This window comes from Grimontia kaedaensis (assembly GCF_023746615.1).
Classification (GTDB): domain Bacteria; phylum Pseudomonadota; class Gammaproteobacteria; order Enterobacterales; family Vibrionaceae; genus Enterovibrio; species Enterovibrio kaedaensis.
Window position 1 is genome coordinate 1,553,763 of sequence record NZ_CP082275.1, and the last position, 21,362, is coordinate 1,575,124.

The window sequence follows — 21,362 nt, forward strand, 5'->3', positions numbered from 1 at the left end:
TAAAAAATACTCAGATGTAAACCATAGAAAGTGTTTGCTGTTGACATTGTAAAGGGCGACCTTAGACTGGACAAGTTATCGTTGTAATCAATTTGAGGAAAGACAGGTGGACGTTCGCCATAACTGGACTGTCGAGGAAGTGCAGGCCCTTTTTGAAAAACCTTTTATGGATCTGATGTTTGAAGCACAGCAGATTCACCGACAGTATCAACCCGCTAACCACGTGCAAGTCAGCACACTGCTTTCCATTAAGACTGGTGCGTGCCCTGAAGACTGCAAGTACTGCCCCCAGAGCGCACATTACCGCACAGACGTTGAGAAAGAGCGTTTGTTGGAGGTAGAGCGTGTTCTGGATGCAGCGCAAAAAGCGAAAAATTCAGGTGCGACACGTTTCTGCATGGGAGCAGCGTGGAAAAACCCGAAAGAGCGTGACATGCCTTATCTGAAAGACATGATTAAAGGTGTGAAGGGAATGGGTCTTGAAACCTGTATGACACTTGGCATGTTGAGTTCGGATCAAGCGAATGAGCTAGCAGGTGCAGGTTTGGATTACTACAACCACAACCTGGACACTTCGCGCGAGCACTACGGCAACATCATTACTACCCGTACATTCCAGGACCGTCTGGACACGCTATCTCACGTTCGCGGAGCGGGCATGAAAGTATGTTCCGGCGGAATCATCGGCCTTGGCGAGAGCAAACAAGACCGCGCTGGTCTGCTTGTCGAGCTGGCGAACCTTCCACATCACCCTGAAAGTGTGCCAATTAACATGCTTGTTAAGGTCAAAGGTACGCCGATGGAAAGTGTCGATGACGTTGAGCCTTTTGACTTCGTTCGTATTATTGCCGTGGCGCGTATCATGATGCCAAAGTCTGCCGTTCGTCTCTCTGCAGGCCGTGAAAACATGAACGAGCAGATGCAGGCAATGTGTTTTATGGCGGGCGCTAACTCGATTTTCTACGGATGTAAGCTATTGACCACGCCAAACCCAGATGAAGACTCAGATATGATGCTCTTTAAGAAGCTGGGCATTAACAGCGAGCAGGCTGTCCAAAAACCGGATCAGGTTCAGGAAGAAACGCTGCTGACTCAAGTGGCAGAGCGTGTAGCTTCACGTCCGGGTAAAGACGACCTCTTCTACGAAGCGAACGTTTAGGAGCACGCTTCGACAATGCGTGAACAATGCCAGCTGCAAAGCCGTATCGAGCAGAGGCTCGAAGCGCGGCGGCAACAACGCCTTCACCGTCAGGTGGCTGCATTCAGCCACCAAGACGGACTGATAACGGACCGCGATAATCGTCAGTTCGCGAACTTCTCGGGCAACGATTACCTTGGCCTCGCCCAGGACGCATCTCTCACTAAAGCCTGGCAAGAAGGGCTTTCCCTTTATGGCGCAGGAAGCACAGCTTCGCCATTGGTAACTGGCTTCTCTAAAGCTCACCAGTCCTTGGAAGACAAGCTTTGCAATTGGCTTGGCTTTGATCGAGCAATATTGTTTAACAGTGGTTTCTCTGCCAATCAGGCGGTGATTTTCTCTTTACTGGAAAAGGGGGATTTGCTGCTTCAAGACAAGCTTAATCATGCCTCTTTAATGGAAGCGGGCATGCTGTCTGAAGCCACTATGAAACGCTTCCCCCATAACGATGTGACTAAACTTGGCGCGCTTTTACAGAAAGCAGACAGCCCAACGCTGACGGTCACAGAAGGCGTTTTCAGTATGGATGGTGATTTGTCACCACTGGCTGATGTGAAAGCACAATGTGAAGCTCACGGGTCATGGCTGATGGTGGACGATGCGCATGGCTGTGGGATTCTAGGCGAAGATGGTCGAGGTAGTAGTAATCATGCAGGTATTAAACCTGACATACTGATCGTGACCTTTGGTAAAGCCTTCGGAATGATGGGCGCGGCTGTACTTTGCAGTGAGAGTGTCCACGATTATTTGACGCAGTTTGCCCGTCACTACGTGTATTCAACTGCGATGCCTCCTGCTCAGGCACATGCTTTAACACAAGCGGTGGAGGTCATCAGCACACAATCATGGCGTCGTGAAAAACTCGCATCGCTCTCTGAGCTTTTTCATTCTTCGTTAGCTGACGCCTCAGAAGTCATTCCTACGGTAACGCCAATCAAACCCGTTGTATTGGGCGATGTAGAACGGATGCAAATTGCCGCAACATCGCTTAAAGCTTCGGGTTTTTGGACGGGAGCGATTCGTCCACCGACAGTGCCAGCAAATTCCTCTCGCCTTCGAATCACGTTGTCAGTCAACCAGAGCGAATCACAGGTGAAAGAGTTAGCAGCGACACTGAGCCAGATTTTGCGGGAGGTGTCATGAGTCAGGCTATCGATTTTCAGCAAGGTGCATTCACTATGCTGAATGACGAAAAGAAAGCCATCAAGGACGCCTTCGGTCGTGCGGCAAAAACGTATGACAATAGCGCTTCATTTCAGCGACGTGTTGGACATCTGTTGATGGAAATGAACACGGATTGGGAAGGTAAGACTGTCCTTGATTTGGGCTGCGGCACTGGCTATTTCACCAAACAAATACTGGAGCTTGGCACAAACATGATTGCGCTCGATCTTTCCGACAAGATGCTTGAGCAGGCGAGGTCACGTTGCGGAGACAGCGTGGACTATGTCTCCGCCGATGCCGAAGCGCTGCCATTGGCAGATAACAGTGTTGATATCGCTTTCAGTTCATTGGCATTGCAATGGTGTCATGACCTTTCTGTCCCTTTGAATGAGTTGAAAAGAGTCTTGAAGCCTGGGGGAAAAATCCTATTTACGACCTTGCTAGAAGGTTCGCTGGAAGAGCTGAAGCAATCATGGCGTCAAGTGAACGGGCAGTCTCACGTTAATACCTTTTTATCACACAAGCAGGTAAACATTGCGCTCGCTCAAGCTCACTGTAACCACTACCACATAGAATGTAAGCCGATTACGGAGTATTACCCCTCAGCGTTAGCGCTAATGAGAGACCTAAAAGGGATCGGTGCAACGCATCTTCAAGAGGGAAGAAGTGCGGGACTAGTTGGCAAACGTGCCTTTATTGAATTGGAAAGCGCATATGACGTTTACCGGAACGAAGATGGCACAGTACCCGCTACGTATCAGGTTTGCTTTGGAGCTATAACAAATGAATAAAAGCTTTTTCGTCACAGGTACGGATACTGAAGTAGGAAAAACCGTCGCTTCAATGGCGGTGATGCAGGCCGTCTCCAAGGCTGGTTACAGCGTGGCTGGATACAAACCAGTCGCCGCAGGCAGTAAGGAAACAGAACAAGGCCCAATGAACTCAGACGCGATTCGTCTGCGCGAATGCACAACAGTAGAAGTGAGTTACGCGGATGTGAATCCGTGTCTTTTGCATGCGGCTTGTTCACCGCACATTGCTGCTGAATTGGAAAATGAAACGGTCGACTTTAGTCTACTAACGGATGGATTGAAGAATCTGCAGGCGCGATCGGAATTCACATTGGTAGAAGGTGCTGGTGGTTGGCGAGTGCCTGTCACTTATGACACTACGCTGGCAGACTGGGTTGTGGGTGAGAAACTGCCCGTGATTTTAGTGGTTGGAATCAAGCTTGGCTGTTTGAATCACGCTTATCTGACCGCTGAAGCGATTCGCAGAGACGGCATGGAAATCGTGGGATGGGTCGCGAACCGCGTGAATCCAGGTACAGAGCACTACTGCGATATCGTGAAAACGTTAGAACATCATTTGAAGGTGCCTAAGCTGGGTGAAATCCCTTACATGCCTTCCATCAAATCACGTGATCTGAGTGGGTATATCGACATCTCGCCACTGGGCTTGTAAGACCTTGCAGAAAAAGAAAAGCCAGCTTGATAGCTGGCTCTTTTGGAACTTGTTTTGGTGCTTATTTGCTGTCTTCAGGCAGCAAGCCCATCAGCGATTGCTGAACATCGGACACTTCTTTGAGCTTTTGATTTTCGTCGTCGGCAAGCCCTAACTCGGCACAAGCTTCGTCGAAGCTCATTCCCAAGTGACAGCAAAGGATATCGATCGCCATACGATAATTTTCTTTGTCAGCCATGATTTTCTCTCCTTAGAATCGCGTCCCTGCTGGGCCACAATAGTATGCCTTTAAGCATTTCGTCCTCATGCGTAAGTTATTCCTCTATGGCGACAAATACAACTCGACAAAAGTCTAATACCCTAGTCGAACACTCTCGATTTGTTACCTGTTTTACGCACGACTAAAAAATAGTATGTGGCGCATGTTTGCAAGGACTTGCGTTTTAAACTGTGCTCCTTCGCAAATAACGAATGATGGAGATGTTAACTGAGTACTTGGTTAGTTCATTCAGGCTGATGGGTTGTTTACTGTTGCATTATTGCCAATGTGTATTTCGAAGGTAAGCTGGTAAAGGCAAGGACGAGGAGTGGTGAGGGCATGTTATTGTTTTCGGGAGATATATCCAGCAAAGAAAAACCAAGGGTGTATCTTGACTCGATTTTTGTCGTACCTAGTGAAAGCCTCACATCGATAGATGAGTGGGGGATGTTTTTGAAAACAGAAAATTTTGAAAGCTCCATTCGTAAAGAGCTGGAAGAGATTTTCAATTTACCTCATGTGTCGTCAGCCGAGAATGAGAGTGGTAACGACCTTGGCTTGCAGGTCGCCGTCGTAAGCTATCGAGGTGGTGAGTTTTTAGACTTTACTATGCCTCCCGCTCACGTTCCCATTTTCTGGAGACCTAAAATCGAGGTTCACTCTAGGCTGTATTTTCTGAAAGACGACAAAACCTTTAAAACCTTCAAAGCAGTGGAAAGGTATTCCTGGTCTGATTTTACTCGACGGACACTAACCATTAATGGCCTGCTGCTGAGGTATAAGCCCCTGTACAACAACAAGGATATAGAAAACTTGCTTGTGAAAGCGTGTTTTGTGCTAGTCGGAAAAATGAAATCATCTCTCTGATACGATAAAGAAATCATAACTGCTTCAAAGCACATGATGTAGATGAATAACTTGGCTTCCTGATGGTGTGCGAGTGAATGGTTTTTCTTTTGGCTCCCCAGCCAAGATAACAAAAACACCAAATGTTCGTGATTTGTGTTTTAAATTGTTACACAGGCTTGTTTTTCCACATTTCGACCCTACTATTCGAGAAGTATACCCAAGCTAGCTGAGGTCACTGGAACCAGCGACTTGAGGTAGCTTGAGTAATACGCTTTCATGATTCGGAGAATATTGACGCAATGAAACGCATCGCATTATTTCTGCTGACAAACTTGGCTGTACTGTTTGTCTTCAGCATCGTATTAAACATCGTATATGCCGTCACTGGCCTGCAACCAGGCAGCTTATCTGGACTGTTGGTTATGGCGGCATTGTTCGGTTTTGGTGGCTCACTGATTTCGCTGATGATGTCGAAATCTATGGCACTGCGTTCAGTGCGCGGCCAGGTTATCGAACACCCACGTAACGAAACTGAGCACTGGCTGATGAGCACAGTGAGCCGTCAGGCTCAACAAGCGGGTATTGGAATGCCAACCGTCGCTGTTTACTACTCAGACGACATCAATGCTTTCGCGACAGGCGCGAAGCGGGATGATTCACTGGTCGCAGTTTCCAGTGGTCTGCTTGAAAACATGACCCGCGACGAAGCAGAAGCTGTATTGGCGCACGAAGTGAGCCACATTGCTAACGGTGACATGGTGACCATGGCGCTGATGCAAGGTGTCGTAAATACCTTCGTTATCTTCATCTCCCGTCTTATTGCTGGTGCCATTAGTGGCGTTAACAGTAGTGACGAAGAAGGTGAAGGTGGCGGCAGCTTCATTACGTACTTTGTCGTTTCCTCAGTTCTGGAAATCGTGTTTGGACTGCTGGCAAGCATTCTGACCATGTGGTTCAGCCGTCATCGCGAGTTCAAAGCGGATGCGGGCTCTGCCAAACTGGTAGGTAAAGAGAAAATGATTGCTGCTCTTGAGCGCCTGAAAGTGAGCCACGAAAGCCGCCTTGAAGGTTCTATGACGGCTTTCGGCATCAATGGCAAGAAATCGCTGAGCGAACTGTTCATGACTCACCCTCCATTGGATAAGCGCATTGCATCACTGCGCGCAGGTGAGCACCTGTAACAGGAAATCGTCCTGACTTTGATAAAAACGCCTCCTTATTCAAGGGGGCGTTTTTTTATCCCCCTCTTCTTCCACCGAAAAGACAATCATCAGCTGAATTTCAAGAAAACGTAGGAGGGGAAAGGAAGATGAATCCAGTTGATTGTTTGGGAATATATGGACAGAGCAATGGCATTTTACGAAGTCGCTCTAGGTATGACGCTAAGCGAGCAAGAAGTGGGCGGACAGTAAATGGCATGGTTCCCGGTAGAAAAAGAAACAGCCTATGGCGCAAGGGGTGCATTGGTTCCAGGAGAGCTTGGCGCTTCGGCAACCACTGTCTACTTTGGGGTAGAAAGCATTGAAGATGTATTAAGCCGCATATCGGAAGGAGCTGTTGTTATGCTGCAAACAGCAATTGGTGAAAACTTTGGCTTTTTCGCACAGCTTCGTGACAGTGAGGGGAACTTCATAGGTATACATAGTCACACTTAAGCGACAAGTTGTAAAAAATCCGACGTTGCGGTCACGTTTGTGGCCGCTTTTGCTTGAGTGGTTGTTTTTTCATCGCTCTCAATGTGTTGAAATGACAGTCAATGCATGCAGGCACTGTTAATAAAGTCTAATAAATCAGTCAGTGCTGATCGTTTATTATACAATTAAGGGGCCATGTAAGACTGATGCTCAAGGCAATTAAATTTGTCACCTATAGTGCTATCGTTCTGGCGCTACTCGCCACCGCTGTATTTTACGGCGCGCTTACGCTCAGCCTTCCAACCTTATCTGGCAGTACTTCTACCCGCAGCATTAAAGACACCACTTATCTTCAGCGTGATGATTTGGGTACGTCAATCATCATCGCCCAGAATCGGTCCGATGCCTCTTACGCGTTGGGGTTTGCTCATGGGCAGGACAGGTTCTTCCAGATGGATTTATTACGCAGAAATGCAGCTGGTGAACTGTCGGCGTTGTTTGGAGAAGCAGCGCTCCCGATTGATGAGAACCGTCGTTTTCACCAGTTCCGCAAAAGGAGCGAAGAGGCATTCAAGCGATTGCCAAAAGCTGATCAGCGAGAGCTCGAGACCTATACCAATGGCGTCAATGATGCTCTGGCACAATTCTCAGTACCTTCTTTTGAATACTTGGTGACGCAGACTCAACCCCAACCTTGGAAACCGGAAGATTCATTGCTGGCAATATTCAGCATGTATCTGGACTTGCAAGGGAGGAACCTTGAAAGGGATTTGCTGACGGATGCACTGTACCAACAATTTGGGGACGATATAGCGTCTTTCCTGCTGCAGCCTTCGCCATTTCAAGCAGCTCTGGATGGCTCAAAAATCAAGACAAAGCCAGAACCTGCACCTGAACTACCTTCTTCTTTGTTGGAAACAGCTCAGCGCGTAGAGATAGAAAAAACTATTGCGGTAGGAAGCAATAACTGGGCAGTAGAAGGTTCGTTAACGCGAAACGGTAAAGCCATGCTGTCAGATGACATGCACCTTGGCCTCGCCGTTCCTGTTATCTGGTATCGCACTCAGTTAAATATCCAATCCGGTGATGATCTGTTGCAGATAACGGGTGTCAGTTTACCCGGGGCACCAGCGATTGTGGTGGGCTCCAATGGTCATGTCGCTTGGGGGTTCACCAATGGCTACATGGATACAGCAGATTGGTATCGCTTAAGCCCGAAAGACAAAACCAGACTGGAAACTGAAACGATTCCTCTCAAAGAGGGAGAGCATAAGTACCTGCTGGAACAGAGTGAGTTTGGTCCAGTCCGCGTCATCGATGGAGAAAAATATGCGCTGAGTTGGGTCGCGCATCGTGACTACGCTGTGAACCTCAACTTAATGAAGCTTGAGCAAGCGGAAACGGTTAAACAGGCACTGGATGTTAGTAAAGCAACAGGCATTCCAGTGCAAAACATGGTGCTGGCAGATTCAAAGGGAAATATTGCCTGGCAAGCAACCGGGGCTATCCCTGACAGAAAACAACCGCTCGCCAGACCAGTACCTTCAAGTGCATATGACAAGCGCTGGCAACAAAGCGCAAAAGATGTTCCTTTTATCGTAAACCCTAAATCAGAAAGAATCTGGACGGGTAACAGCAGGGTAGTGAGCGCCAAAGAAGATCAGCGCTATGGAAACGGTGGTTACGCGCTTGGTGCAAGAAGTGCACAGATTAAGCGCCGGCTGATGGAAAAAGACATCTTCGATATTGAAGACTTCTACGCGATTCAGTTAGACAACGAAGCGGTATTTCTTCAACGGTGGTATGAACTGTTACTGGAACTACTGACGCGGGATGACACACTATTTCAGGAAGACATAAAAGCACTCAGCAGCTGGAACAATTGTGCATGCGAGGATTCTGTTGGATATACATTGGTTCGCAAATACCGCGATGAACTGATAGACAGATTGTTTGCGCCGTTGGAAACCCATCTAGAAGAGCAACAACTCTCACTCTCTCTGATTGAACGACAAATTGAACCCGCACTTTGGCAGTTGGTTAAAGAGCAGCCTGAATCTTGGCTGCCAAAGAATACGGCCGATTGGAATCAGTTTCTTGTTATGGCATACCTTGAGATGCGTGACAACCTGATGATTGAAATGACAGGTCACGCGAATGGGTCTTTGCAGGCGCTCAAGTGGGGGGCGGTAAATCAACTTGAAGTTCAGCATCCATTCAGCCGTCAGATCCCTATTCTTGGCAGCATTCTGGATATGCCGCCGGTAGCTGGCTTTGGAGATCGCTTTATGCCAGCAGTTCAAGGGCGAACTTTTGGTGCTTCTCAGCGTCTGATTGTTCAGCCCGGTGATGAAATAAATGGCGTTTTAACGCTTCCTGGTGGGCAGAGTGGGCACCCTCTATCGCCTTTCTATCGAAAAGGCTTTGAATCTTATAGCAATAATGCTTTTACGCCTTTGCTTCCCGGCCCTCCGGTACAACAAATTTCATTTGAGCCGAATTAAACAGGTCAAGACTTTAAATTATCATTACAAATTAATAATAATGTCCCGGCTAACTGAATGAATAATGGAGAGATTAGTAAGACTGTAGGTTATTTTTACAGCTTATTTTTTGACGAAAATAATTGATATTTAGCGATAATTTATCAGCGCGTAGGTAGTATTCTCTCCATCAGGATATTTACTCGCATATCTCATTAGTGTGTAAAATAGCAAGCAAATAGGTGTTTCAATATTGATAATATAATTAAATATTGGAGTAGTGATCTATATTTGTGCCAACAACATTTTTTGATCGGAAAAGTATGAATATTCTCATTTGTGTACCGAGTGATTCGAAAGAGAAACGTCGCATTATAAATGACGCTCTAGATTGCTCGGACAATTTGAGGGTATTTGATATGCAATTTGATTCTTTTTCTCATGCATCGCGCTGGCTGGACCTAGCGACTTTTGGTCCAAAAAAAGGCGAAGCAAACAATCTGGTAAATAAACGCGCAAAAGTTTGGTTTGACGAGCAAACTTCACTGCCAGCGACATCTCATTTAGAGCAATGCCATAAGCAATTTGAGGCGCAGGGCTACGGTAAAAGACCTTCTAAGGCAACCCGTGTAAGAGCCTGGCTTGATGTCGCATTCAACTCAAAAGATCAATTGCGACAGCGTGTCGCATATGCACTATCCCAAATCTTTGTCGCTTCAGACCAAGATTCCAACCTTGCCAACCACGCTCCAGCTATCGCGAACTACAACGATCTGCTGTGTCAGCATGCATTCGGAAACTTCCGTGACTTGCTGAAAGATGTGTCTGTATCTCCGGTGATGGGCCAATACCTATCTATGGTTGGCAATATGAAAGGTGACCCAGCAAGTGGACGTCGACCAGATGAAAACTATGCTCGCGAAATCATGCAGCTCTTTTCTATCGGTCTGTATGAGCGTGACATTGACGGGACTTATTACCTGGATGGTAATGGCAAGCCAATCCCTTGTTACACAGAAAGAGACATCCAGGAACTGGCGCGAATCTTTACCGGTTGGAATCACAGCGATGATTCACTGATTCAGCCAATGGTGAACAACGCCGTTGATCATGACCGTGGTGAAAAATGGGTAATGGGCCACCGTTTCCCGAAAAACATGCCTGCAGAGCAGGAGATGGATCAGGTTATGGATATGCTTCTGCACCATCCATCGACCGCACCGCACATATCACATGGCCTTATTCAGCGCCTGACCAGTTCCAACCCATCGCCTGATTACGTGCGCCGCGTAGCGGAAGTGTTCCTGGATAATGGCATGGGCATAACGGGTGACTTGAAAGCAGTGGTTTGGGCAATCCTGACTGACCCTGAAGTTTACACAGCAACACCAATGACAATGAGTAAAGTGCGCGAGCCTTGGTTGTCTTTGGTCGCTATCTACCGTGCTCTTGACGTAAAACCGGGAGCAGGGAGTGAAGTTGTAGAAACAGATTTGGTTTATCTGAAAACCTGTAACCAATATCCGCTGGGTTCACCTTCTGTATTTAATTTCTACCTGCCGGATTATGCGCCAAAAGGTGTTGTGAAAGAAAATAATCTCGTTGCGCCAGAATTACAAATTATTGATTGGTCGCATATTATTTATGTCCACAACTTTATTTACGGTCTTCTTCGCCTGAATCTTCAGAAAACAAGTGCTCCATTAAGAAAAGAGCTCTATATCAATGTGGAAGATTTTAAAGCGTTGATTGCTAAAAAAGATATTGATGGTTTTGTTCAGGAAACATCAGAACGCTTTTTCAATGGTACGATGCCAAATTCACTGAAAGAGTCAATGTATAAACAATATAACGGAATGAACTTGAACCCAGGTAAATGGGTGCAGCGTTTATTGTTTGTTGCTCTGGCATCACCATATTTCCACGTTCAGGAGAACCGCGCATGAAACTGACAAGAAGAAATTTCATCAAATCTTTGGGGGCTGCGGGTGCAACGGTAGCCGCGCCAATGAGCTTAAGCGTTCAGGCGAGCGGTGCGGAAGATTATAAAGCCCTTGTTTGTGTATTCCTGGCTGGTGGTAATGACTTTTTCCATCAAGTGTTACCTTTAGACAGCACTAACTACGGCAAATATGCCTCTTCACGGAATTCGACAGTGGTTTCACACAGCCAAGTGCACCCTCTGAATATCCATGATGCGAATGGTGTGCGTTTTGGTCTGCATAAAGGCATGACACCGCTTATGCCTTTGTTCGAAAAGGGTAAAGCAAATTTTGCACTAAATGTCGGCCCGTTGCTGGCACCTGTCACTCAAAGTGATATCGCTTCTGGCCGTGCCGATCTTCCCCCATTTCTGTTTGCGCACAATAAGCAGCAGGAAGTATGGCAGCATAGCTGGATGGGGCAGGATTACAGCGAAAATGGTTGGTTGGGGATGTCTATGGATGTCCTCTCTCGAAGCTATGGTGGCATGCCAAATGCTTTCCACACCGGCCCGAATACACTGCTGGATGCTTACGGTACCGAAAAAATCTTCGTGAACAGAAATGGTTTTGAGTCGTTTAACATGCTTCAGAACGCCGCAATGCGCTCGAGCTATGAAAGCAACGCAAACGAATACTATGATTCGCCACTGACTGCAGGTTACGCGGATGTAGTGAAACAAGCCATGTACGCGCAGGACCAGATGAGCCCAATCGTTGAGTCTATCCCAATGGATAAGCGTATCCCTGACTCTAGTCTTGGTATGCAGCTACGTGCGGTTAAGCAAATGATTGAGGGTGCGCAATTACTGGGCCATAACCGTCAGGTGTTCTATGTATCACTCGGTGGTTTTGATACTCATGACAATCAGGTTCGTCGTCAGGATGAGCTGATGAAAGAGTTTTCGGAGGGTATTGCTTCGTTCTACGCCTCTCTTGAAGAGGAAGGGTTGGAAGATAATGTACTGACTTGTACTTTGTCAGAGTTTGGCCGCACGATGCATGACAACTCGCGTAACGGTACAGACCACGGCTGGGGTGGCGGACACTTCCTTTTTGGTGGTGGCGCGCATGCAAGCACTTGTTTCGGTACATACCCAGACTTCACGCGCGGTGGCCAGGATGACAACGGTGAAGGACGCTTGATCCCTAAAATCTCCCATGAACAATATGCAGCGCATGTGGTTCAGTGGCTGGGGCTCAATAACGGTGCATTGAACACAGTATTTCCTAACCTGTATAAGTTTGGTGGGCCAATGGCCCAAACTGCGGCAGCGTAAATCAGCACGCAAAAAGCACATTCAGACCCCCTATGTATTCAAGCCCGCAAAAGCGGGCTTTTTGTTTTCTTCTGCAATTCTGGTTTTTTCTAATTCTTACGATTTCAGGGCTTTCTGACTCACCTTGATAGATTCAATAAACAAAATGCCATACCATTTATATTCAACCATAAACAAGCAAGGAAACAAAAATGAGCGAAAGCTGGGATGATTTGGCCGCAGGGTGGGACGAAAACGAAGCGGTCATGGTGTATTCAGAGAAAGCTTTCAGCTCCCTCGGCGAACTTATCAATATTGAGGACGCGGTCGTTTTGGATTTTGGCTGCGGCACAGGCCTTCTTACTGAAAAGCTCTCTCCAGCAGTTGCATCCATAACAGCAATAGATCCTGCTTCAAAGATGATTGATGTATTGGAAGGGAAAGCGCTTTCTAACGTTATTCCGATTGCAGGCGTTGTTGATGAAGCCTTCGTGCGAGAGTGTCGACAGGCCAAACAGCGTTTCGACGTGATTGTTGCTTCATCCGCGTTGGCGTTTGTTCCAGACTACCCAGAAACCATCGCCTTGTTGACTATGTTGCTTGCCGACAATGGGGTTCTCGTACAATGGGATTGGGAAAAAAGCAGTGACTCTAGTGTTGGTTTTTCTGCCATAGAAATTGAAGACGCTTACGAAAACGCGGGCCTCAAAATGGTGTCTATGTCGAACCCATTTAGTATGGGTGATATGAGGGTCATCATGGCAGTAGGACAGCGAGAAGCTTAAACACATTTTCCGAAGCGTATACAAAAAGGAAACGCCAGTGTCGAGCAGGCAGTAGTTTTGCTCTTCACTGACGTTTAAATTTTTTTCGAGGAGAGATTACTTCAGAAGCTCAACCATTGCTTCACCTACACCATGCGCACTTGCAGGGTTTTGGCCTGTCACCAACTTGCCGTCAGTAATCACGTGAACGCCCCAAGGTTGGATTTTGCTGTATTTTGCGGCCTTTCGCGTCAAAGACTCTTCTAGCAAAAACGGAATATCATTGATGGTGCCGAAATCTACTTCTTCTTCACGGGTAAAAGCGGTCACAGTTTGGTCTGCAATCAACGGCTGACCATTACTCAACGTGATTGGCAACAAAGCCGCAGGGCCGTGACAAACTGCACCAATAACACCACCATTTTCATAAAGTTTGGCTGCTAGGCTTGCCGTTGGAGCATGTTGTGCAAGGTCAGAAAGCAGACCAAAACCACCTGGGTAGAAAATCGCGTCGTAGTCGTCGGCATTCAACTGGCTCACCGGAATAGTGTTCTTTACACGAGACTGGAATTCGTCGTTGTTGAAAACACGGCTGTTAACGTCGTCACCTTCCATATCTTCGCCATAGAAAGGCACTTCGCCACCATTGATAGAAGCAACGTCATAGGCAAAGCCAGCTTTTAGAAATACGTCCAGTGCGTGAGTCAACTCTGGTGCGTATGTGCCGTTTGCCTGGTCTGTGGTTCCAAGTGTGGCGTGATTCGTAACAATGATCAGAATCTTATTCATGTTGTAATCCTTTTTTATCGGTGAGCGGGGTTCAGTTCGCTCGATGGATATACTCTATACTTTCGCTATATAGGTGATAATCCACTAATATGGAAAACCGGCTTTGCTATATGGCAATAATCAATGAAGAAACGCTCACTCAGTTTTGAAGGTATTGTTGAGTTCGTCTCCGTGGCTGACGCAAAGGGATTCAGTGAGGCTGCACGGCGGCTGAACTGCTCTGTAAGCCATGTGTCAAGGCAGGTTTCCCGTTTGGAAGAGCGATTGGGAACGGCGTTATTTGCCCGCTCAACAAGGTCCGTAAAACTGACGGAAAGTGGGCAGCAGTATTATCTTCAATGCCAAGAGTTGGTAAGTGGTCTTTCTCAAGCCAATGAAATGGTGACAGGGGCACAGTTTGATTTACAGGGAACGTTGCGGATCAGTATGGCAGGTTCTTTTGCTGAGCAATTTGTCGCGCCTGTACTGGTAGAATTTGCCAAACTTCATCCCGATCTTACCGTCGAATTGGATTTCAGTAGCCGTCACGTGAATTTTGTTGAAGATGGTTTTGATTTTGCTATCCGCTACGGGCGTTTGCAGGATTCCGGGCTGGTGGCACGAAAGCTGGCGAACAGAAACTTGATGGCGGTTGCTTCGCCAGAATACCTTTTAGCGAAGGGAGAACCACAGAGTCCTCAAGCATTGGCAAAGCATTCATGCCTTATTACCAATAACGACACTTGGCTGTTCGAAAGAAATGGTAAAGAGATGCCGATAAAGGTGTCTGGCCGTTTCCGGTGCAACAATGCGAACGCTATGGTTGAAGCTTGTAAAGCGGGGCTAGGTATTGGCTATATGCCGAAAAGCAGCTTTCAAAAGGCGGTTGAAGAAGGGAGCTTGGTGCCTGTTCTCGAGCCTTACTGGACGAAGAACATTACCTCGTGGGTGGTGTATCAAAACCGCCGATTCTTGCCCCTCAAGGCCCGTCTTGCTATCGAGCACCTGCTCGACCATTTCAAAGGATGGCAGGAGTAACGGAGAGAGTGCAATGAAGCGGTTATATTTCTCGAACCCATTTAGCATGGGAGACATTGGATTGATGATGGCGGTTGGGCACGAATTGATGGCTAAAGTCGCTAAAAAACTGCGACTTTAGCCAGTCTAAGAATCTGACGTCAGTAAATAGGTGTGATAACAAGGTTATCAACTAACATACCACCAGTCGGCGACCCTTGGGTTCCAGTTATTGACAGTCGCTCAGTGTGATTTGATGCGACGAACTCTTGTGAGTTGCTCTTCCAGCTCTCTTTGCCCCTATTGTTTGCATGCCAAGAGTGTATCAAAGAACCAATTTCCACTTTCGCTGAAGCTTGATTCCAACACCAGAACCAAAGCCATGGGTGACACGCTTTAGAGGCTTCATGCACGGCATAGTCAAAGGTGACTTTGTATCTCTGGCCGACGCTAAGGCCTTTAATGTCTTGCCAGATTTGTCCATTGGCGTTTAAGTCGAGAAATTGCTTTCCATTAAGTGCCTGGCCCATTTGCTGATGTGAGGAGGCTTGAACTTCAATACCGTTGTTTTGAACGTACCAATCTCCCAAACGTCTTCCAGGCATATATTCGCCAAAGCCTACATCGATCTGGTCTTTTGTGTTGAGAGAAAGCCCGACTAAGTTAGCTTGCGTTTGAATAACTCCCCGTGCGGCATTTTCGCCAATAACGCCACCCAGCGCCTGAATGGCAGGGGTCACATCAGTAACGTCTATAATGCCAGCATTCTCAAAGTTCCCATTTCTCACCAGTGGCTTTTGCTCTGTCCAGCCCGGATTCTTTGATCTCGGGGGGAGGTGAACAATTGTCCCTATTGAAGGTGTTCCTTTATCATTGATGGCGAAGACCATGTAATGGCCCGGAGTTAACTGGTATGGGGATGATGGAATTTTTACCGTCACTGATTTAGCGGTTTTCTGAATAACTGGGATATGGCGAAAACGCTGTTCGTTGTTGAACGAGTGTGTGACTACACCATTTTTCACCATGGTTATGGACTTTATCGTATTACTGTCATCAACATTGATCGTAAGCTCTTGTCCATAAGTGACCGTTTTATTGGATATATTAATGGTTGGGCGTTTCGCCCAGTTATTACCATCAAACAAGTAAGGCGGATAAAAGATCTGACCGTTCAAGTTGTTCTTGGGGCCGGGCGCACCTGTTCCAGCTGAAAGAACTGTGCCATCGGGGAGCAGTAGCGCTGAGGAATGGTAGTGACGGAGATGTTTTTCAGAGGTCATGGTCGTCCATTGTTCAGTTCTTGCGTCCCATAGCTCCGCTTCGTAGCCGACCGGATGACTAAGCACCTCACCAACGGCTCCATTTGCTTCTGAGCCGCCCGTGACCAACACATTTCCATCTGGTAGTAGCGTGGAGTTAGCCCAGTGGCGACGGTTTTTCATTGGAGAAATTTGTCTTACTGAAGGCCAATTCCCTTTGACATCAATGACACTTGCTACATTTGATGCAATGACAGAGTCGCCTACATGATTGGCTTTATCCCCTCCACCAACCTGAAGGATTTTTCCGGGGCGGTACATCACCGCTGTTGAGGTGGCTCCTATGTTCCCCGTACTTAACTCACCAGCAGGTATCGTTTGGCCAAAGTTCTGTACGTCTGTGTAGTACATCGCAGGCCCTGAAATAGTGAATATCTTTCGGTTCGGCAGGACCCAAGTTCTCGGATACCACCAGCGGAAAAAATCATCGCCATAAGCAAACTCGCTTCTGGCGTTAATCAATGTGCGATAGCCCTTTCTTGGATTGTATAGCTCTGGCACAGTTACGCCTGTACCGAGAACGCCGTTCGTACTCCCGCCCTGTACCAGATATTCATCGCCGGGAAGGGTCGTTACTGTGGGGTACCATCTTGGATAATTCATAGAGTAGGAGATATTTTTTAGCTCACCACTGGCAGTAAATAACGTCGTATTTGCGTTACCGAAATTCTCACCCGTACCATTGTCACCTCCCATCATGATGAGATCACCAGAGCTAGCAAGTCTCGATTGACCAGCACAAAATGTATCTGTTGGCATCACATTTGGCAGTGTAGTGAAATGATTACCAAACTGGCGATTCCACACCACATATTCCATTGTCCCCTGGCTGCCGTCTTTTCCTGAACCGTACATTAATACTCTGCCATCAGGAGCCAGAGACATGTGAATAGGTATGATTGGGATAGAAAATACATCTCCCCACTTTCCTGTTGTGGAAGGAGAACTCGCACAGGACGTGTTAGAGCATCCGTTGAGGTATTCAGGGTTGGTATCATCTTGGTTTGGATTACTGAGGTTCAGCAGCCAATCAAAAAGAGGCGAAATGCTGACTGCGTAGCTTGGCAGAGGCACGGCAAGTAAAGTGCTAATAAAAAGAGCCAATTTCCGTGATCTAATTTTTTTCTGATACATCGATACATCCTTGAGTTACATCAAAAATCTATTTGAAAGCGTTTACTTGTAAACGTTTAGCTTTCTAGGAATAGTTCTTTACAGTAACGGTATAAAGTATGGAAAAAGTTGCAAAATTATGTAACTTTATGATTACGCTCGGTATTTATTATTATTTTTGCCAAATAGATTTTGTTTGGTGGAATGTGGGTATCTATGATGACTGACCTGAAGACGTCCACCTTCGGAGGTGATCAGCGCTTTGAATATGGAGTAAACTTCTCGGGGAATAATGGACGTTCGCAGAATTTAATCAGGAAGTGGATACATGGAGTGTCTTTCTTCGGGGGGGTTGACTGGTACCGTTTTCATAGCGCCAGTTAAATACCCTGAATCGCGCATCTTTACGTTGTCTGGACGTCTAAATAGAAATAAAAAAACACCGCCTACGAAACCGCAGGCGGTGTTTTAAATTGGATAGCTTCTTAAGCCGCTTGAGGCGCGTCTTCAATCGCTACGCGGTTAGCGTTCCAGCTCAGCATCAGACCCAGCGCCACACTTGCGCCAGCACCCATCATTACCGCTGACACTGTCAACAGACCCTGGATTGCCAATGCAGATACCACGCCACTTGCCACGAAACAGATCATCGTCTGCAGGAAGTTCAGCAGACCCGCTGCCGTTGCGCTGCAGGTTTTGAATTCTTCCAGCGCTTTGTTTACTACGATTGGGTAAATTGCCCCGTTAGCTGCTGCCAGGAAGCAGAATGGGATCAGTACCGGCCAGATGTTGGTCACATCAGTCTGCCAAGACACCACGAAAATGATTGAAACACTCGCGATGAACAGGCCCACGAACCACGGCAGCAGTACAGAACCATCAAACTTGTTTAAAAGTGCACGACAGCTGTAACCACCGACAATGAATGCGATAGTTTGTGGTACATAGCTCATACCGATGTCAGCGCCGCTGTAACCCATTTCTGTCATCACGAACGGAGAACCAGTCAGCCAAGCAAAGAACGCTGCAGAACAGCCTGCAAATACCAGCATGTTGCCAACAAACTTGCGCGAGCTGATGATGTTCTTGTAATCGCTAACCAGTTTCGCACCCAGCTTCTCATTGCTGTTGACTGCCGGCGCACTTTCTTTCTGACGCAGAGTCGTGATCACCAACACCGCGCCCAAGGCAACCAGTGCGATGAAAATGCTGCGCCAGCCAAACTGAGATTCAAGTGCCGCACCCGCCAGTGGCGCAAGGGCAGGAGACAGAGCTACCAACGGCATGATGGTAGCGAACACGCGTTGAGACGTTTTGCTGTCATAACGATCGATAACTACCGCTTGCCAAATCACAGAAGCAGAACACGCACCCAGAGCCTGTACAAAACGTGCAGCCAGGAACACTTCAATGCTGTCAGCCATAAAACAGGCTGCGGTAGCAGCACTGAACAGTGCCATACCGCCTACCAGCACTTTAATGCGGCCGATGCGATCAGACAGTGGTCCATAAACGATTTGGCCCAGAGCCATGCCCAACAGGAACACGGTCAGCGACAAGCCAATCATGGATTGAGTTGTACCCATCTCAAGGCGGATATTTTCAAAAGCGGGCAGGTACATATCAGTCGCCAGAAAACCGAGCATGCTCAGGCCGGCAAACCAAATCATTGTTGTCATAGGAACAGTATTTTTCATTTTACTTATCCGTTGTTGCAATATGCGCGCAGTCTACTGCTAGCGAAAAGCGCTGTGAAACGCTAAAATTTCCACATTGCTTTCAAAAAATTTGATTCGTATGTTTTCCTATCAAGATCTGCAAGTTATCGATGCCGTTGCCCGTCGTGGTAGCTTTTCCGCTGCAGCCGAAGAATTGCACAAAGTTCCTAGTGCGGTGAGCTATACCGTCAGGCAGATGGAAGAGAAGCTTGCTGTGAATTTATTTGAGAGATTGCACCGCTCAGTCAAACTCACGCCTGCTGGCGAGTTCTTCGTGCAACAGGCAAGAGACTTGATGAAGCGGATGGATGAGATACGCGATCAAACCCAGCGTGTTGCCAACGGTTGGACGCGAAGTGTCTCGCTGGCTCTGGATAACGTGGTGCGTGAAGATCGTGTCGATTCATTGGTGCGGGACTTCTACGACGCTTTCCCTGACGTAGAACTGCTGCTGACCATGGAAGTGTTCAATGGCGTGTGGGATGCACTGGCGTACGACAGGGCAGATATTGCCATAGGTGCGACAGCGGCGGTGCCAGTCAGCGGAAACCTAAGTTATCGCGATATGGGTATTCTCACTTGGCGATTTGTGGTTTCGAAAGACCATCCTCTGGCGGCAGAGCCTGAGCCTCTGAGACATGAACAACTGTTGGCTTACCCTGCAATTTGCCTTGAAGACACCTCCCGCATTCTTCCCAAACGTGCCACCTGGCTGCTCGACAACCAGCGTCGCCTCACTGTGCCGAACTGGCATAGCGCCATACAGTGTTTTCGTTCAGGGTTAGGGATCGGAGCCATGCCTTCGCATATGGCTCAGCCTTATCTAGAAAGTGGGGAGCTGGTAGAGAAAATGCTGGTGGAACCCCCAGCCAAAAGTCCCTGTTGTATTGCGTGGCGATCAGACAAAGAAAACCCGGCGGTGAATTGGATTTTGGATTACCTGGGCGATGCGGAGAAAGCGCATCGTGAATGGTTGGAGTAAGTTAGATAGAAACAACCGCCGCCAAAGCTCTCTCTTTGACGGCGGTATCCGAATTAGCCGTTTAAATTACACCTTGGCTTGTTTCAACTGACGGGTCATTTTCTTACCCAGCGCCAACCTTCTCCAAATCTTCTCAAGTGGCCCCATTCGGTGATGTTTCAGCCAGTAGTTGGCAAACAGCACTTGAATCACACCCATTATCACAACGATGCCAATCAGTGGTGCGCGGTTTAGCGACCCGTAAAGATCCGGAAGTATCCACTGGAAAACCGCCACGGCAACAAATGATTGCGAAAGATATAGCGTAAATGCCATTCGCCCACAGGCAGCGAAAGGCTGCACAACGGCCGACCTTTTTTCCACTAGCCAAATCAGCAGCTTGGCATAGCACAATGAGAGGAGCGGAGACAGGGACATATTGAGCAACTGCAACACCAGGCTTAGCTCTTCGTTGAAGCCAATTTCGCTTCTGACGTTCACTAAAAATGCTGATGCAAAAGCGGTTAAAGCGCCGATTACACACCAGATAATTAAACGTTTTGATGAATTGAAGAAACCTGTTTTATACAGCCCCATACCAATCAGCATCAGACCGCCGACATGGAACATCAGCACGGGTAAGCCAGATATATAAACGCGGTAATACATTTCTAAACGCAAAGGGATCTGTTCGAAAAAGTAATTGCCAGTGGTAGCTTGAATGAGTTCGGCAGCTTTGCTTGGAGAAACGGGAAGGTAGGTGCCCATAATGGGAGGCGGGATTTCTTCCGGCGGCGCAAATGCAATAGCAGCAGAAAGCGCGAGAAAGAGCAATGCGGCTAATGAAACGAAGAAAACCCCCAAAATCAGCTGGGTGCGGGCTCGCCAATTAGCAGCGCGGAAGAGAACAAGACCTGTGACGGCATAAACAAACAGGACATCACCCGGCCAAATTAAAGCTGCATGAAGTAAACCAATCACAGCAAGCCAAAACAGTCGCCTTGAAATCCACTTGCCCGCAGATTGCTTTTTGCGCTGCCAACTCTCCGTTTGAATGACCAAGCCAACCCCAAATAGCAGACTGAACAGGCTCATAAAGCGTCCATCAAGGAATATGGCTTGGAAGGTATAGACCGCCATATCCATATCAGTCGCCGTTCCTTGCCAGTCTGGTGCGTGTAACGCTAGAGCCGGCAAAGCTTGATGGGCAAAAATATTCATAAACAAAATGCCAAGAATCGCGATGCCGCGGATGACATCCAGACTGAGTATCCGTTCGGCTGGGTTGGGCGGTGCAGTTGTCATTTCACTTCTCTCATTCAAATGATTAAAAACTGTTCTGTGACATCTATATGTAACTCGTTAAGTTGTTTCAATGAGATAGAGGTGTTTTTGCGGATACGGTAA

The 21,362-nt window shown here is 47.4% G+C and carries 18 protein-coding genes; 13 read left to right on the forward strand and 5 right to left on the reverse strand.

Features of this window, described 5'->3' with window-relative positions; genetic code table 11:
- The first annotated feature begins 106 nt into the window (after positions 1-106).
- The 4 genes from bioB to bioD are packed head-to-tail and all read left to right on the forward strand — an operon-like array spanning position 107 to position 3,826.
- Positions 107-1,159, forward strand: coding sequence for a biotin synthase BioB (gene bioB, locus K6Q96_RS07270; RefSeq protein WP_251879083.1), 1,053 nt, complete (start codon positions 107-109; stop codon positions 1,157-1,159).
- Between the two features lie 15 nt (positions 1,160-1,174).
- Entirely contained in the window at positions 1,175-2,341 is a 1,167-nt protein-coding gene (gene bioF / locus K6Q96_RS07275; protein WP_251879085.1) for an 8-amino-7-oxononanoate synthase, read from the forward strand.
- On the forward strand, positions 2,338-3,153 hold the full coding sequence (bioC, locus tag K6Q96_RS07280; RefSeq protein ID WP_251879086.1) for a malonyl-ACP O-methyltransferase BioC: 816 nt from the start codon (positions 2,338-2,340) through the stop codon (positions 3,151-3,153). Before bioF ends, bioC begins: the two co-directional genes overlap by 4 nt.
- On the forward strand, positions 3,146-3,826 hold the full coding sequence (gene bioD, locus K6Q96_RS07285; RefSeq protein ID WP_251879088.1) for a dethiobiotin synthase: 681 nt from the start codon (positions 3,146-3,148) through the stop codon (positions 3,824-3,826). The genes bioC and bioD overlap by 8 nt, the downstream gene beginning before the upstream one ends.
- Before the next feature lie 61 nt (positions 3,827-3,887).
- Here the strand turns inward: bioD and K6Q96_RS07290 are convergent, their stop codons facing one another.
- A complete protein-coding gene (locus tag K6Q96_RS07290) occupies positions 3,888-4,064 on the reverse strand; it encodes a hypothetical protein (protein ID WP_002535055.1) in 177 nt (58 codons plus the stop codon).
- A gap of 360 nt (positions 4,065-4,424) precedes the next feature.
- On the opposite strand from K6Q96_RS07290, the gene K6Q96_RS07295 reads away from it, so the two are divergent.
- The 7 genes from K6Q96_RS07295 (at position 4,425) to K6Q96_RS07325 (ending at position 13,077) form a co-directional block, all read left to right on the forward strand.
- Complete coding sequence (locus K6Q96_RS07295) at positions 4,425-4,952, forward strand: hypothetical protein (protein ID WP_251879090.1); 528 nt, start codon at positions 4,425-4,427, stop codon at positions 4,950-4,952.
- 281 nt (positions 4,953-5,233) lie between these two features.
- Positions 5,234-6,115 carry a protease HtpX gene (htpX, locus tag K6Q96_RS07300; RefSeq protein ID WP_251879092.1) on the forward strand — a complete coding sequence of 294 codons (882 nt, stop codon included), beginning with the start codon at positions 5,234-5,236 and terminating at the stop codon, positions 6,113-6,115.
- A gap of 231 nt (positions 6,116-6,346) precedes the next feature.
- Positions 6,347-6,589, forward strand: a complete 243-nt coding sequence (locus K6Q96_RS07305; protein WP_251879095.1) for a VOC family protein — start codon at positions 6,347-6,349, stop codon at positions 6,587-6,589.
- 185 nt (positions 6,590-6,774) lie between these two features.
- A complete protein-coding gene (locus K6Q96_RS07310) occupies positions 6,775-9,072 on the forward strand; it encodes a penicillin acylase family protein (RefSeq protein ID WP_251879097.1) in 2,298 nt (765 codons plus the stop codon).
- A 398-nt stretch (positions 9,073-9,470) separates the two neighbouring features.
- Positions 9,471-10,997 carry a DUF1800 domain-containing protein gene (locus K6Q96_RS07315; RefSeq protein ID WP_251879099.1) on the forward strand — a complete coding sequence of 509 codons (1,527 nt, stop codon included), beginning with the start codon at positions 9,471-9,473 and terminating at the stop codon, positions 10,995-10,997.
- Complete coding sequence (locus K6Q96_RS07320) at positions 10,994-12,313, forward strand: DUF1501 domain-containing protein (protein ID WP_251879101.1); 1,320 nt, start codon at positions 10,994-10,996, stop codon at positions 12,311-12,313. Before K6Q96_RS07315 ends, K6Q96_RS07320 begins: the two co-directional genes overlap by 4 nt.
- A gap of 191 nt (positions 12,314-12,504) precedes the next feature.
- On the forward strand, positions 12,505-13,077 hold the full coding sequence (locus K6Q96_RS07325) for a class I SAM-dependent DNA methyltransferase (RefSeq protein ID WP_251879103.1): 573 nt from the start codon (positions 12,505-12,507) through the stop codon (positions 13,075-13,077).
- Positions 13,078-13,173: 96 nt separating this feature from the next.
- Here K6Q96_RS07325 and K6Q96_RS07330 read toward each other — a convergent pair whose 3' ends face one another.
- Positions 13,174-13,845 (reverse strand): type 1 glutamine amidotransferase domain-containing protein, encoded by a 672-nt coding sequence (locus K6Q96_RS07330; RefSeq protein WP_251879105.1) that lies wholly within the window; start codon positions 13,843-13,845, stop codon positions 13,174-13,176.
- Between the two features lie 123 nt (positions 13,846-13,968).
- Here K6Q96_RS07330 and K6Q96_RS07335 point away from each other — a divergent pair, with 123 nt between their 5' ends.
- Positions 13,969-14,862 (forward strand): LysR family transcriptional regulator, encoded by an 894-nt coding sequence (locus K6Q96_RS07335; protein WP_251879107.1) that lies wholly within the window; start codon positions 13,969-13,971, stop codon positions 14,860-14,862.
- A 140-nt stretch (positions 14,863-15,002) separates the two neighbouring features.
- Here K6Q96_RS07335 and K6Q96_RS07340 read toward each other — a convergent pair whose 3' ends face one another.
- Together K6Q96_RS07340 and punC are read right to left on the reverse strand one after the other, a co-directional pair.
- Entirely contained in the window at positions 15,003-17,297 is a 2,295-nt protein-coding gene (locus K6Q96_RS07340) for a galactose oxidase early set domain-containing protein (protein ID WP_251879109.1), read from the reverse strand.
- Positions 17,298-17,761: 464 nt separating this feature from the next.
- A complete protein-coding gene (punC, locus tag K6Q96_RS07345) occupies positions 17,762-18,973 on the reverse strand; it encodes a purine nucleoside transporter PunC (protein ID WP_251879111.1) in 1,212 nt (403 codons plus the stop codon).
- Positions 18,974-19,073: 100 nt separating this feature from the next.
- On the opposite strand from punC, the gene punR reads away from it, so the two are divergent.
- On the forward strand, positions 19,074-19,976 hold the full coding sequence (gene punR, locus K6Q96_RS07350) for a DNA-binding transcriptional activator PunR (RefSeq protein ID WP_251879113.1): 903 nt from the start codon (positions 19,074-19,076) through the stop codon (positions 19,974-19,976).
- Between the two features lie 66 nt (positions 19,977-20,042).
- Here the strand turns inward: punR and K6Q96_RS07355 are convergent, their stop codons facing one another.
- Entirely contained in the window at positions 20,043-21,260 is a 1,218-nt protein-coding gene (locus K6Q96_RS07355) for a DUF418 domain-containing protein (protein WP_251879114.1), read from the reverse strand.
- Positions 21,261-21,362 lie beyond the last annotated feature (102 nt).

Coding starts and splice junctions, on each gene's coding strand:
- bioF (WP_251879085.1), top strand. CDS start 1,175: ATGCGTGAACAATGCCAGCTGCAAAGCCGTATCGAGCAGAGGCTCGAA.
- bioC (WP_251879086.1), top strand. CDS start 2,338: ATGAGTCAGGCTATCGATTTTCAGCAAGGTGCATTCACTATGCTGAAT.
- bioD (WP_251879088.1), top strand. CDS start 3,146: ATGAATAAAAGCTTTTTCGTCACAGGTACGGATACTGAAGTAGGAAAA.
- K6Q96_RS07290 (WP_002535055.1), bottom strand. CDS start 4,064: ATGGCTGACAAAGAAAATTATCGTATGGCGATCGATATCCTTTGCTGT.
- K6Q96_RS07295 (WP_251879090.1), top strand. CDS start 4,425: ATGTTATTGTTTTCGGGAGATATATCCAGCAAAGAAAAACCAAGGGTG.
- htpX (WP_251879092.1), top strand. CDS start 5,234: ATGAAACGCATCGCATTATTTCTGCTGACAAACTTGGCTGTACTGTTT.
- K6Q96_RS07305 (WP_251879095.1), top strand. CDS start 6,347: ATGGCATGGTTCCCGGTAGAAAAAGAAACAGCCTATGGCGCAAGGGGT.
- K6Q96_RS07310 (WP_251879097.1), top strand. CDS start 6,775: ATGCTCAAGGCAATTAAATTTGTCACCTATAGTGCTATCGTTCTGGCG.
- K6Q96_RS07315 (WP_251879099.1), top strand. CDS start 9,471: ATGCAATTTGATTCTTTTTCTCATGCATCGCGCTGGCTGGACCTAGCG.
- K6Q96_RS07320 (WP_251879101.1), top strand. CDS start 10,994: ATGAAACTGACAAGAAGAAATTTCATCAAATCTTTGGGGGCTGCGGGT.
- K6Q96_RS07325 (WP_251879103.1), top strand. CDS start 12,505: ATGAGCGAAAGCTGGGATGATTTGGCCGCAGGGTGGGACGAAAACGAA.
- K6Q96_RS07330 (WP_251879105.1), bottom strand. CDS start 13,845: ATGAATAAGATTCTGATCATTGTTACGAATCACGCCACACTTGGAACC.
- K6Q96_RS07335 (WP_251879107.1), top strand. CDS start 13,969: ATGAAGAAACGCTCACTCAGTTTTGAAGGTATTGTTGAGTTCGTCTCC.
- K6Q96_RS07340 (WP_251879109.1), bottom strand. CDS start 17,297: ATGTATCAGAAAAAAATTAGATCACGGAAATTGGCTCTTTTTATTAGC.
- punC (WP_251879111.1), bottom strand. CDS start 18,973: ATGAAAAATACTGTTCCTATGACAACAATGATTTGGTTTGCCGGCCTG.
- punR (WP_251879113.1), top strand. CDS start 19,074: ATGTTTTCCTATCAAGATCTGCAAGTTATCGATGCCGTTGCCCGTCGT.
- K6Q96_RS07355 (WP_251879114.1), bottom strand. CDS start 21,260: ATGACAACTGCACCGCCCAACCCAGCCGAACGGATACTCAGTCTGGAT.